This is a genomic window from Arthrobacter sp. 05L417, from assembly GCF_056397865.1.
In genome coordinates, this window is the sequence record NZ_JBFTOG010000066.1 from 1 (window position 1) to 12,821 (window position 12,821).

General features: G+C 64.3%; 13 protein-coding genes. 5 read left to right on the forward strand and 8 right to left on the reverse strand.

Annotated features, from left to right (window positions below):
• The 4 genes from AC1DJW_RS25990 to AC1DJW_RS26005 form a co-directional block, all read right to left on the reverse strand.
• On the reverse strand, positions 1-437 hold a 437-nt coding region (locus AC1DJW_RS25990), incomplete at its 3' end, for an ATP-binding cassette domain-containing protein (RefSeq protein ID WP_476902902.1).
• Positions 438-452: 15 nt separating this feature from the next.
• The gene (locus AC1DJW_RS25995; RefSeq protein WP_390283173.1) at positions 453-1,511 is read right to left on the reverse strand and encodes an ABC transporter permease; all 1,059 of its coding nucleotides are present in this window, start codon (positions 1,509-1,511) and stop codon (positions 453-455) included.
• A 64-nt stretch (positions 1,512-1,575) separates the two neighbouring features.
• Complete coding sequence (locus tag AC1DJW_RS26000; RefSeq protein WP_284756031.1) at positions 1,576-2,571, reverse strand: substrate-binding domain-containing protein; 996 nt, start codon at positions 2,569-2,571, stop codon at positions 1,576-1,578.
• Positions 2,572-2,731: 160 nt separating this feature from the next.
• Positions 2,732-3,742 carry a LacI family DNA-binding transcriptional regulator gene (locus tag AC1DJW_RS26005; RefSeq protein ID WP_390283171.1) on the reverse strand — a complete coding sequence of 337 codons (1,011 nt, stop codon included), beginning with the start codon at positions 3,740-3,742 and terminating at the stop codon, positions 2,732-2,734.
• 155 nt (positions 3,743-3,897) lie between these two features.
• On the opposite strand from AC1DJW_RS26005, the gene AC1DJW_RS26010 reads away from it, so the two are divergent.
• The 5 genes from AC1DJW_RS26010 (at position 3,898) to AC1DJW_RS26030 (ending at position 8,742) form a co-directional block, all read left to right on the forward strand.
• Positions 3,898-5,076 (forward strand): Gfo/Idh/MocA family protein, encoded by a 1,179-nt coding sequence (locus AC1DJW_RS26010; RefSeq protein ID WP_284756034.1) that lies wholly within the window; start codon positions 3,898-3,900, stop codon positions 5,074-5,076.
• Positions 5,073-6,092 (forward strand): sugar phosphate isomerase/epimerase family protein, encoded by a 1,020-nt coding sequence (locus AC1DJW_RS26015; protein WP_459342640.1) that lies wholly within the window; start codon positions 5,073-5,075, stop codon positions 6,090-6,092. The genes AC1DJW_RS26010 and AC1DJW_RS26015 overlap by 4 nt, the downstream gene beginning before the upstream one ends.
• A gap of 157 nt (positions 6,093-6,249) precedes the next feature.
• On the forward strand, positions 6,250-6,630 hold the full coding sequence (locus AC1DJW_RS26020) for an ArsR/SmtB family transcription factor (RefSeq protein WP_284756037.1): 381 nt from the start codon (positions 6,250-6,252) through the stop codon (positions 6,628-6,630).
• Positions 6,627-8,285 carry a SulP family inorganic anion transporter gene (locus tag AC1DJW_RS26025; RefSeq protein WP_459342641.1) on the forward strand — a complete coding sequence of 553 codons (1,659 nt, stop codon included), beginning with the start codon at positions 6,627-6,629 and terminating at the stop codon, positions 8,283-8,285. The genes AC1DJW_RS26020 and AC1DJW_RS26025 overlap by 4 nt, the downstream gene beginning before the upstream one ends.
• Positions 8,286-8,331: 46 nt before the next feature.
• Positions 8,332-8,742 carry a hypothetical protein gene (locus tag AC1DJW_RS26030; protein WP_459342642.1) on the forward strand — a complete coding sequence of 137 codons (411 nt, stop codon included), beginning with the start codon at positions 8,332-8,334 and terminating at the stop codon, positions 8,740-8,742.
• 56 nt (positions 8,743-8,798) lie between these two features.
• Here the strand turns inward: AC1DJW_RS26030 and AC1DJW_RS26035 are convergent, their stop codons facing one another.
• From AC1DJW_RS26035 to mmsA, 4 genes are all read right to left on the reverse strand, one after another.
• On the reverse strand, positions 8,799-9,671 hold the full coding sequence (locus AC1DJW_RS26035; RefSeq protein WP_476902903.1) for a sugar phosphate isomerase/epimerase family protein: 873 nt from the start codon (positions 9,669-9,671) through the stop codon (positions 8,799-8,801).
• Between the two features lie 8 nt (positions 9,672-9,679).
• Positions 9,680-10,693, reverse strand: coding sequence for a Gfo/Idh/MocA family protein (locus tag AC1DJW_RS26040; RefSeq protein WP_284756044.1), 1,014 nt, complete (start codon positions 10,691-10,693; stop codon positions 9,680-9,682).
• Between the two features lie 38 nt (positions 10,694-10,731).
• Positions 10,732-11,643, reverse strand: coding sequence for a sugar phosphate isomerase/epimerase family protein (locus tag AC1DJW_RS26045; RefSeq protein WP_284756046.1), 912 nt, complete (start codon positions 11,641-11,643; stop codon positions 10,732-10,734).
• Positions 11,644-11,759: 116 nt separating this feature from the next.
• A partial coding sequence (gene mmsA, locus AC1DJW_RS26050) for a CoA-acylating methylmalonate-semialdehyde dehydrogenase (protein ID WP_476902904.1) occupies positions 11,760-12,821 on the reverse strand: 1,062 nt, incomplete at its 5' end.

Sequence of the window (12,821 nt, forward strand, 5' to 3'; positions counted from 1 at the left end):
ATGTCCTTCATCTTCTGGACGTCCATGGACTTGAACGGCCCGAACCCGGTGGTCAGTTCCGAGCCGAGGAAGAAGTTCCGCCAGATCGGCATCAACGGGACCACGGCCAGGTCCTGGTACACGGTGGCGATGCCCGCGTCCAGGGCGTCCCGGGGCGAGTTGAACTTCCGCTCATCGCCCATGACGTGCAGCACGCCCTCGTCGTGCTGGTGCAGGCCGGCGATGATCTTGATCAGCGTGGACTTGCCCGCACCGTTGTCCCCCAGCACACAGGTCACCCGGCCGTTGTCCACCGCCATGGTCACGTCGCGCAGGGCGATGATGTTCCCGTAGTGCTTGCCCACCCCGTCCAGGGAGAGCAGGTGCACGGGGGTGTGGGTCAGCGGATCCTTTTCATCCTTGAGCAGGGTCTGCTGGTCGATCTGTTTGGCATTCATGTTCTTGCGGCCCTTCTACTTGAGCTCTGCGCGGCGTTTGACGATGAGGTTCACGATGGTGGCCAGCAGCAGCATCAGGCCCAGGAAGAACTTGAACCAGTCCGGGTTCCACTGCGCGTACACGATGCCCTTGTTCGCCATCCCGAAAATGAACGCACCGATCGCACCGCCCACCGCCGACCCGTACCCGCCGGTGAGCAGGCAGCCGCCGATCACCGCGGCGATGATGTAGAGGAACTCGTTGCCCACGCCCTCACCGGACTGGACCGCGTCGAACGCGAAGAGGTTGTGCATGCCCAGGATCCAGCCGCAGAACCCGACCGCCATGAACAACCCGATCTTCGTCTTCGTCACCGGCACCCCCACCGCCCGGGCCGCGTTCGCGTCCCCGCCCACCGCGAAGATCCAGTTCCCCACCTTCGTGCGCAGCAGCACCCAGGACGCGATGGCGACCAGGATGATCCAGAAGAACACCGTGATCTTCACCTCGACCCCGCCGATGCTGATCGAGGACGCGAACACCGCGTGCGCCGACTCGAAACCATCCAGCTTCGAAATCGACGGGGACGACACACTGCCGCCGATCAGCCGGGTCAAGGCCAGGTTCAGGCCCGTGAGCATCAGGAACGTCGCCAACGTCACGATGAAGGACGGCAACTTCGTCTTGACCAGGATCCACCCGTTGATGAAGCCGATGCCGAGTGAAACGACGAGCGCCAGCACGACGCCGACCCACGCGTTCATCGAGAAATACCAGCTGAACAGGGAAGCCGTCAGGGCCGAGGAAATCACGGCCACACCGGTGGAAAGGTCGAACTCACCGCCGATCATCAACAGCGACACCCCCACCGCCATGATCCCGATCGTCGAGGAACCATACAGCACGGTCGCGAGCGCGTTCGGCTGCGTGAACGTCTGGGACACGGACGCGAAGAAGATGAAGAGGACGACCGCCCCCACGAGGGCGCCGACTTCGGGCCTGCCCAGAAACTTCTGGACCGGGCTACGGCGTCCGATCCGCTCATCGCCGGGGGCCGAAGCCGGTGCCGGCGGCAGGGTTGCTGTGTTTGCCATAGGAAGAACTCCTTGTTGGTCAGGCCGCGCGGCGGTCGCCCGCCGCGCGGCCAGAATCCTGGATCTAGCGGACGCCCTGCTGGGCGAATTTGAGAACGTCGGAGGCGTTGGACTTGTCCACGATGGTGGGACCGGTCAGGACGGGCTGGCCGCCACCGAGCTTGAAACCTCCGCGCTTGGCCTGCCACAGGGAGTCGACGGACATGTAGCCCTGGAGCCACGGCTGCTGGTCCACCGTGAAGATCACAGAGCCGTCCACGATCTTCTGGGCGAGGTCCGCGTTCAGGTCGAAGCTGGCAACCTTGGCCGAGCTGCTGGCGTCCGTGACGGACTTGAGGAGCGTGAGGGTGATCGGCGCGCCCAAGCCGATGATGACATCTGCATCCTTGGCTGCCTGGAGCTTCGCGGTGGCGGTGGACTGGACCGCCGTCATGTCCTTGCCATCGACGTACAGGATCTCAGTTCCGGGCACCTTCGCCTTGACGCCGGCACACCGTGCTTCGAGGCCGACGTGGCCCTGCTGCTGAATCACGCAGACCGGGTGCTTGAAGCCCTGTGCCGCGAGCCTGGTTCCGACGGCCTCGCCGGCGAGCTTCTCATTCGAACCGAAGTGGGTGAAAGCCCCGAGCTGTGCCGAGACGCCCTCACCAGCGTTGAGGCTCACCACCGGGATGCCGGCATCGGTGGCCTTCTTGAGGACGTCCTTGAGGGCGTCCGGGGTGGCGAGGGTGACAGCAATACCGTCAACCTTCTGGTCGATGGCCTGCTGGACGAGCTGGGCCTGGCGCCCGGCTTCGGGGTCGCTTGTGTAGAGAAGCTCAACATTGTCCTTCGCAGACGCTTCTTCTGCACCCTTGCGGACGATGTCCCAGAACGTGTCCCCTGCTGCCGCGTGGGTGATGAGGGCGACTTTCATGCGCGGAGTGCTGACGGCTTGCCCGCCTCCGGCGGCGTTGGCGGTGTCAGCCGGCTTTCCGCCTTGGCTGGAACAAGCGCTAAGAGCCATCATCGGAACGACGGCTGCCACAAGTGCCGCCTTCCGCCAAGAAAACTTCTTCACGATTTATCTCCTTTGATAGGGGTTGCGGCCCTGCCACTCTGCAGGAGCTCAAAGCCCTCTACACAGATCATGGTGACTCGCCTCACATATGTCAATACTTTGTCCTGACATTAGGATGTTTTTACGTGAGATGGTCGCGGTGATCACCGTCAGATCCGGATTAAGGTGCGGGGCGCGCTGTTGTCGAGCGGACAACCAGGACGGGATCAATCAGGGTGCGCTCGGGCTTGATGGCGGGGTCTTCAATCCTGGCGAGCAGCCTGTGCGCAGCATTAATGCCGACAACGTCGCTTCGGTTGTCGACGGAAGTGATGTCCAAGTACCTCGACTTGGCCAACGGGGAATTGTCATAGCCGATCACCGAAATGTCGCCGGGCACGCGAAGGCCCCTGGCCTTGAGGACGGCAAAGGCGCCCACGGCCATGGTGTCGTTGGCCGCGAAGATCGCCGTCGTGTCCGGGTGGTGGTCCAGGAGCCAAGAAGCCGCGGCGTAGCCGTCCTCCTCCGAAGTACCTTTGGACTCGGCAATCAGGAGTTCGACGCCGGCCGCCTGGATCTGCCGCCGGAAACCGGCACGCCGATGGGCTGACGCGCCGTCGGACCCTGAGAGATGGCCAATGCGGGTATGACCGAGCCCCAGCAAGTGGTCAGCGGCCACGCCGCCGCCGCCGTCGTCGTCGTTGGTGATGAGGTCGGCACCGACCGGTACCCCCTTGCGCCACCCGGCCACCACCGTGGGAACCCACGTCCTGGCCAGCATGGAATCGCTCGGTTCTGCGGCGATGACAAGCGCGTCAACATGCATGGCAAGAAGTCCGTCGGCTGCTTCCTTGATGCGGTTTTCGCCGGGCTGGGAGTCGGCCAGCGTGACGTGGTAACCGAGCTCCGAAAGTACCGACTCCATTCCCCTGAGGAGATCGACGAACCAAAGATTCCTGTAGTCGTCAATGAGCAGGCCGATGCTCTTGGTCCGATTGCTCGCCAGCGTGGTCGCGGCCCTGCTGGGACGGTAGCCGAGCTCAGACATTGCCGACTGGACAGCTTGGCGGCGCTTGTCGCTGACCCTTTCCGGCGACTGGAGGACCAAGGACACCAGCGACGGCGAGACGCCAGCCAGCTTGGCTACGTCATAGATGGTGGGGCGGCGGGTTTTAGGACTTGTCGCACTCATGGTTCGGGAACCTTTCTCCTCTGCCGTCAAGGGTATTCGCAAGACATTGACAGGACATACTCACATGATTACGCTGTAAGTCCAGTGCTAAATTGTAGCGCTCCAAAATGCCCCGGTGTGCTCGACACCCAGGCTGAATTTCGAAGGAGAAATCAATGGCTGAGAGCCTAGGGGTCGCCGTCATCGGCGCAGGAATGGCCGGCAAGGCACACGCGGCGGCCTACCGCACAGCGTCTGCACTTTATAGCCCCGTGCTTCCGCCGGTGCGCCTCGTATCGATCGGCGACGTGAACGCGGAGTTCGGGTCCCTCGCTGCCCGGCGTTTCGGCTACGAACGCAATGACACCTCATGGCAAGCGATCGCGGAAGCAGACGATATCGACGTCGTCAGCGTCGTCATCGCGAACTCCCTCCACCGCGAGGTGGTCGAGGGACTCCTGGCCGCAGGCAAGCACGTCCTCTGCGAGAAGCCGCTGAGCGACTCCATCGAAGACGCACGCGCCATGGCCGAAGCGGCCCGCAACGCGTCCAGCATCGCCCGCATTGGCTTCACGTTCCGCCGCACGCCCGGCATCGCGTACATCCGCGACTTGATCCGCACCGGCGTCCTCGGCAAGGTGCTGCACTTCAGCGGACGCTATTGGACCGACTACGGCTTCAGCCCTTCCGCTCCCATGAGCTGGCGCTACAAGGGGGGTCCCGGCTCCGGTGCGTTGGCCGACGTCGGAAGCCACTTGGCCTACGTTTCCGAGTTCCTGTGCGGGGACATCAAGTCCATCAGCGGCGGCCGCCTGAGCACCGTCATCGACAAACGCCCCTTGCCGCTCGGCGCCGTAATGGGCCACGATCACGCGGCCGTGAGCGACACCTACGAGGCCGTAGAGAACGACGACTACGCCGCCTTCAACGCAGAGTTCGAAACCGGAGCCGGCAGCTTCGAAGTCTCCCGCGTTGCCGCCGGCCACGCCAACAGCCTCAACTTCGAAGTGTTCTGCGAGAACGGTGCGGCCAAGTTCGACCAGCGCCGCCCCTCCGAAATCCAGCTGTTCCTTAACGATGGCTCCGGCAACGAGAACGGCTACCGCCAGGTCATCCTCGGCCCGGGCCACCCCTACATCGCCGGCGGCCTCGCCATGGACGCCCCCGAGGTTGGCTTCGGCCAGAACGACGCCTTCGGCTACCAGGCCCGGGCGTTCCTCGAAGAGGTTGCCGGCCTTCCCGAGGCCGAGTCCCTCCCCCGCTGCGCCACGTTCGATGAAGGCGTCCGCAACATGGAACTGCTCGGTGCCGTCGCGGAATCCGCACTCAACAACGGAAAGACGATCACGCTATGAAACTCGGCGTCTACAACGCAATCCTGCACGACCGCCCGCTTCCCGAGGCCTTGAAGGTCATCGCGGACCTAGGTCTGACCGGCATCGAGATCAACACCGGCGGATTCCTGCCAGCCGTGCACGTCCCCGCCTTCGACGACATTCTTGTATCGGATGCCGCCCGCGACGACTACCTCGCGATCTTCGAGGGGACCGGCGTCGCGATTGCGGGGCTGAACTGCAACGGCAACCCCTTGCACCCGAAGCGCGAGATCGGCGAGAAGCATGCCGAGGACATCCGCCGCTCCATCCGGCTTGCAGAGCGTCTCGGCCAGAGTCGAGTGGTCACCATGTCCGGCCTGCCCGGCGGTGAGCCCGGCGCGACCGTGACGAACTGGATCGTCAACGCCTGGAATTCGGCGGCTTTGGATGTGCTGGACTACCAATGGGACGTCGCGGCGAAGTTCTGGCGCGAGACCGATAACCTGGCCGCCGACCATGGCGTCAAGGTGGCCCTCGAACTGCACCCGCAGAACATCGTGTTCAACACCGCCGACGTGCACAAGCTCATCGAGCTCACCGGAGCTACCCATGTGGGCGTTGAACTGGATGCTTCGCACCTGTTCTGGCAGCAGATGGATCCGGTAGCCGTGGTCCGCGAACTCGGGCCTTTGGTCTTCCAGGCAGCCGCGAAAGACGTCCGCGTCAACACCGCGAATGCCGCGCTCTACGGGGTCCTCGACAATAGCTTCCGTCGCCTCTCGCCGGATGAGAACCGCACCAACCTCGGCGGCGACGAATGGGCCAACGAGTGGCCCAAGAACTCCGCGTGGGACTTCGTTGCCCTCGGCCGCGGGCACGACACCGCCTACTGGACCGAGTTCCTGCGCGCGCTTCACGAGGTGGACCCCGGCATGCTCGTCAACATCGAGCACGAAGACACTTCCCTCGGCCGGATCGAAGGGCTCGAAGTGGCGGCGAAGGTCCTGCGTGACGCAGACGCAGCGCTCACGGCGTCGCTGAAGGTTACGGCGTAGGAGGTTCCTCGAACTGCAAAGGAGGGCTTCATCCGATTTCGGATGAAGCCCTCCTTTTGTTGGCCCGCAGGGCTTCCGTTCCAGCCCTTGTTACACTGGATGATGAATCCATAAAATAGTCAAGCAAAGACTCGTGGTCTGGGCCAGGGAGGTAGTCATGGAAGAGTTCGCGGATTTCCGGGCACCGCTGTATGAGGTGAAGGCCAATCTGTTCAAGGGGCTGGCCCACCCGGTCAGGATCCGGGTACTGGAGCTGCTGTCGGCGGCGCCCGAGGTGTCGGTGACAGAGCTTCTGGCCGCAACGGGCCTGGAGGCCTCACACCTGTCCCAGCATCTGTCGGTACTGCGCCGATATCACCTGGTCAAGGGAGAACGACGGGCGTTGCAGATGTTCTATACCCTGGCGTACCCGCAGGTCGCGGAACTCCTCACCGTCGCCAGACTGCTGCTCAACGACATGCTCCACGCCACCCGGGCGCAGCTTGAGACCTCAGAAGCGACTGCACCCGCGTCAGCCGCAGCGGCCAGCACCCTGTGAAGGCCCTAGTCGCGGTCCGGGCCTTGCTGCCAGGGCGGCAGGATTACGCGCTATTGCCGCGTACCTGGAAAGGAGACTTGGTTGCCGGGGTCACGGTCGGCATCGTCGCGCTGCCGCTGGCCCTCGCGTTCGGAGTCAGCTCCGGCGCGGGTGCGGCCAGCGGATTGATCACCGCCGTGATCGCCGGCGTGATCGCGGCCGTCTTCGGTGGTTCCAATATCCAGGTCTCCGGACCCACCGGCGCCATGGTCGTGGTTCTGGGCCCGATCATCGCCGCCCACGGGCTCGGGGCGCTGGCTGCGGTCTCGGTCCTTGCCGGGGTCATAGTGGTGGCCGCCGGGTTACTCAAACTCGGGCGGGTCGTGACGCTCCTGCCCTGGCCGGTGATCGAGGGCTTCACCGTCGGAATCGCGGTAATCATTTTCTTACAGCAGGTCCCTGCCGCGTTCGGCACCAAGCCAGGGCCCAGTAGCAACGCTGTCATCTCGGCGATCCAGGCCATCGGCACCGTGTCCCCTGCCTCGGTCCTTGCCCCGGTTGCCGTGGTGGCTCTGGTGGCGGTCATCATGATTGCGTCACCGCGGATCCACCCTCGGATCCCGGGCTCGCTCATCGCGATCATCATTGCGACTGTGGCCGCACAGTTCCTCGACCTGCCGGTGACCCGGATCGGAGCCCTGCCCGATTCCCTGCCGGTCCCGATGATCCCCTCCCTGGACCTGGCGACGATCACCGCGCTGGCCGGGTCCGCGGCTACGATCGCAGCCCTGGCCGCGATCGAGTCACTGCTCTCGGCACGGGTCGGGGCGTCGATCTCCGATACCGGCCCCTACGACGCGGACCGTGAGCTCCTGGGCCAGGGCCTCGCGTCCGTCGCGTCCGGATTCTTCGGCGGCATGCCGGCCACAGGTGCCATCGCCCGCACAGCGGTCAACATTCGCTCCGGGGGCCGGACACGCCTCGCCGCCATTACCCATGCGCTGGTCCTGCTTGCCGTGGTGTACCTGGCCACCGGCCCGGTTTCCCGCATCCCCCTTGCTGCCTTGGCAGGGGTGCTGATGGTCACCGCGACGCGCATGGTCTCCCTCAAGACGCTGCGCAGCGTGATCGGATCAACCCGCGCCGACACGGTCGTGTTCTTCGTCACCGCACTGATTACCGTGTCCTTCGACCTGATCGAGGCCGTGGAGATCGGGATCGCCGTCGCTGCCTTCTTCGCCCTGCGTGCCCTAGTCCGGTCCAGCGGTGTGCACCGGGAAGAAATCCCCGGCCCGGTCCACGAAGGGGACGAGCACATCGCCGTGTTTCGTCTCGACGGAGCCCTATTCTTCGCCGCTGCCGAGCGCGTCCTGGAGCGGGTCAGCGCCATCCGGAACGTCGACGTCGTGATCATCCGCATGTCGCAGCTGCAGATCTTGGACGCAACCGGTGCCAGAACCATCACAGACATCGTCCAGGCCCTGGAACGCCGCGGAATCACGGTGCTAATCAAAGGGATCCAGGAGCGCCACCTTAGGCTCGTCACCCAGGTGGGGGTCCTGGACTCCCTTCGCCACCACAAACACCTCTTCACCGAACTGGGCCCCGCCGTGGAGCATGCCCGAAGCCACGTCGCCCGCGCCGCCAGCGCACGCAACCCCGGCAAGACCCCGTAAACCGGTCCAGCCGCAGCCGGTCCGCCCCATCCTTGAAAGAAGACCAATGCCTTCATTGAACGAAACCAGCGCCCGTATCCGGGCCGCCCACCTGCTCGTCCGGTCCGCCGAGGAATGGGACACACTCTCCGAGGAGTTGCTCCGGACCTACGACCTTGAAGACAACGACAAGATCGAAATGCTCCGCGAATCCTTCCTTGCCACTTGGAAGTCGGTCACCCGCAACCTCCTCACCGACCCGCTGAATACCATCGGCATCACTGTCACACAGGCCGTTCATCCTTGGGGCATCGCCACCCTGAATGCCGCCGGTCGCACCTGCGAACCAATCTTGTGCTCCCCAGAGGGACTCCCTCCATTTCCCAAAACAAGCGACGTTCACGGCAGGCCGCGACTGCTTAGCTTCGAGGAAGTGATGACCGGGTACAACACCTGCCTGGCGTCCCTGCTTCGGTAGCCAGCACAACAAAGGGAGGCGGCGATAGAGTCGCCGCCTCCCTTTGTTGTATGCCCTTATTGGACCTTCGCGATGTACTTGCCCATGGTCTCCAGCTGGTAGCGGGACACCTCGTTGGCTTTGTCGTCCTCGGCGAAGACGCTGGACACCATGACGGTGTTGTCCTTGTCCAGGAAGCCGATTTCCTTGAGTCCACCGAAGAACTCGTCCCAGTTGACGTCGCCGTCGCCGATCTTGAGATGCTGGTGCACGCGCACGGCGTTTCCGGGCGGGTTGGTGATGTAGCGCAGCCCGTGCGAGGCGTGGTGGTCCATGGTGTCGGACACATGGACCAGGCGCAGCTTGTCCCCCGCGGCCCGCATGATGTCGAGCGCCTTGTTGCCCATGTGGAACGTGTGGGACGCAACGTAGACCATGCCGATGTTAGGCGAGTTCACGCCCCGGATGACGCGCAGGGCGGCGAGTCCGTCCTCCACGAAGTCGTCCGGGTGCGGGTCGATGAGGACGTCCAGGCCCTCGCGCTCGATGATCGGAAGCAGCTCTTCCATGGAGCGGTAGAAGGCCCTTTCCGACTCCTCTGCCTTCTCCGGGCGGCCGCTGAATTCGGTGTTCATGGTCTGCACGCCAAGATCAACAGTGATCTTGATGGCACGCTTCCAGTAACGGACAGCGGCCTCGCGGGCGTCTTCGTCCGGTCCGGACCAGCGCAGAACGGGAAGCACCGAGGCGATCTCGACGTCGGCGTCCTTGCAGGCTTTCTTCAGCTGGCCCACAAGTTCGTCGTCGGCCTTCGGGTGGTTGAAGAACGGGATGAAGTCCCCGTGCGGGGTCAGCTGGAGGTACTTGTAGCCGAGGTCGGCGGCCAGCCGCGGAAACTCCAGCAGGCTGTGGCTGTGGTGGAACGGTGTGGGATCGAGGGCAATCTTCATGGTCACTCCTACTTGTACAGCTCAGGCTTGGTGTTGAGCTGTACCGCAACCTTTTCGCCCGACTTCTGGGCTTCAACGCCGGCTTCGCAGCACGCAGCGGTGGCGTAGCCGTCCCAGGCGGTGGGGCCGCCGATTTCGCCGCGGCGGGCGGCGTCAACCCAAGCCTGGACCTCGACGTCGTACGCGGCACCGAAACGCTCTTCGAAACCTGGCGTGACCTTGCCGCCCCAGCGGCCGGCGCTGCGGACGTAAGGACCGCCGTCGCCACCGATGCTCACAATGCCGTCCTCGAAGGACGCCTGGGTGGCGACTTCGTAGCCGAACTTGGCGTTCACGTAAATTTCGACGTCGGCCAGGACACCGGACTCCGTCTCGATCAGGACGTGCTGCGGGTCGTGCTGGCCGTTCGGGGCATTGCGCGTCGCCTTGCCCAGGCGGACCTGCACAGATGTGATTTCCTCACCCGTGAAGAAACGGATGGCATCGAATTCGTGGACCACGGAGTCGTTGATGAGCATCTCGTTGGTGAAGCCCTGAGGAGTGTCCGGGTTGCGGTGCTGGTGGTGCAGCATGAGCAGCTCGCCGAGTTCACGATCGCGGATCACGGAACCCAAGGCGGCGTATTCGGCGTCGAAGCGGCGCATGAAGCCCACCTGGATGCGCTTGTGGCCGAGTGCCGTTTCGGCCTGGACAACCTTCCAAGCGCTTTCGGCATCCGGAGTCAGCGGCTTTTCGCAGAGGATCGGGAAGTCCTTCTCCAGTGCCTTGTACAGGATTTCCTCGTGCAGGAAACCGGGCGTGGCGATCAGCACGGCGTTGACGTCGCCGTTGTTGAGGGCCTCATCGGCGCTGGCGAGGGCGACGGCGCCGTCGATCCCTGCGATGGCGGCCTGCGCACGGGCGAGGTCGACGTCGACGACGGCGGCCACCTCGGCGCCGTGGATGCGGGTGCTGAGCCGCTTGATGTGGTCGGCGCCCATGCGGCCTGCGCCGATGACGGCCACGCGGAGAATGTCAGTCATTGTTTCTGTCCTTAGTTGTCTGTGCTTGAGAGGCAGCGTTAGTTGACAGTCGTGCGGGAGCCGCACGAGAGCAGGTAGTTTCGGGTGCGCTTGGCGATGGGCATCGGGACGTCGAAGGCCACGGGGTACATGTCCTGTTCCACAATGCCAAAGATCGGGCGGTTAAGTCCTTCAACGGCTTCGATGACTGCGCGAAGATCCGGCAGTCCGTTCGGCGGTTCGGTCATGACACCGGCCAGGTTGGCAGCGGCCCAGGTCATGTTCTCCTCGTTGACCTTCTTCAAGACTTCCGGGTTGATCTGCTTCAGGTGCAGGTAGCCGATCCGGTCCGGGTAGTTTTTGATCAGTTCCAGGCTGGACGCTCCGCAGTATTCCGCATGCCCGGTATCCAGGCACAGGTTCAGGTACTGGGGATCGGTAGACGCCAGAAGCGTTTCGATATCGGCCTGGGCGCCGACGTGGGAATCTGCGTGGGAGTGGAATTGCTGCTTGAGCCCGAAGTCTTCCAGCAGCACTTTGCCCATGCGGTTGTGGCCGGCGAACAGGTCGCTCCAGGCTTTCTCGGTGAGTTCCCCGCTCTCCACAGCCTCGCCCGTGACGTCGTCGCGCCACATCGCTGGGATGACCACGATGTGTTCGCCGCCCATGGCCGCGGTCAGCTCGGCCACCTTGCGTGCCGGCTCCCAGGCTTCCTCGTACTGTGCGGCGCCGCGGTGGAACGCCGTGAAGACCGTTCCGGCCGTAACCTTGAGGTCGCGCTGCTTGAGTTCCTCGGCGAGGCGGGTGGGGTCGTTCGGCAAGTAGCCGTAGGGACCAAGTTCGATCCACTTGTAGCCGGACTCAGCCACTTCGTCCAGGAAGCGTTCCCACGGGGTCTGCTTGGGGTCATCCGCGAACCAGACGCCCCAGGAGTCCGGGGCCGTGCCGATGATGAGTTTGTTCTCTGTCATTGCTCAATCCTTAACGTTGATTGCTCCCCACCGGGGGCCGCAGCCCAACTGACTCGCATTTGTTGTCGTTATGGGGGCTCATAACGACATCTACTGCTAGGTAGTTGGGTGGGTGGTCAGTTGGAGGGGAAGTTGTAGGAGGCGCCGGAGGCGTGGGTGGGTTCGGGCCAGCGGGAGGTGATGACCTTGCCGGAGGAGGTGAAGATCGCGGTGCCGTTGCCGTAGGGGTTGGCGTTGATGAGCCTGATGCCTTCGTCGAGGTCCTGGACGCGGACGACGACGAGGACGGGTCCGAAGATTTCCTCGGTGTAGGCGCTCATCCCGGCCGTGACGTGGTCGATCACGGTGGGGCCGACCCAGAAGCCTTCCTCGTGGCCGGGGACCACGAGGTCCCGTCCGTCCACGACCATCGCCGCGCCGGCGGTTTCGGCTTCGGTGACGATCCGCACGATGCGTTCCTTGGAGGCCGGGGTGATGACCGGGCCCATGTCGGCGTCGGGCTCGGCGCCGTTCTTGACCTTCACGGCCAGGGCGCGTTCCTCGACCTTCTTGACCAGCAGCTCGGCGGCGTCCCCGACGGCGACCGCGACCGAGATGGCCATGCAGCGTTCCCCGGCGGACCCGAACGCGGCGGCGGCGAGGTGGTCGGCGGCGTTGTCCAGGTCGGCGTCGGGCATGATGATCGCGTGGTTCTTCGCCCCGCCCAGGGCCTGGACCCGTTTGCCGTGCCGGGTGGCGGTTTCGTGGACGTACTTCGCGATCGGGGTGGAGCCGACGAAGGAGATGCCGTCCACGTCCGGGTGGGTCAACAGGCCGTCGACGGTTTCCTTGTCCCCGTGCAGGACCTGGAACACGCCGTCGGGCAGGCCTGCCTGCTTCCAGAGCTTCGCGAGCAGCATGGAGGCGGAGGGGTCCCGTTCGGAGGGTTTGAGGATGAACGCGTTGCCCGTGGCGATCGCCATCGGCGCCATCCACAGCGGCACCATGACGGGGAAGTTGAACGGGGTGATCCCGGCGACGACGCCGAGCGGCTCGCGGAAGGAGAACACGTCGATGCCGGTGGAGACCTGGTCCGAGTACTCGCCCTTGAGCAGGGTCGGGATCCCGCAGGCGAACTCGATGACCTCCAGGCCGCGGCCGATCTCGCCCTTCGCGTCGGAGATGACCTTGCCGTGCTC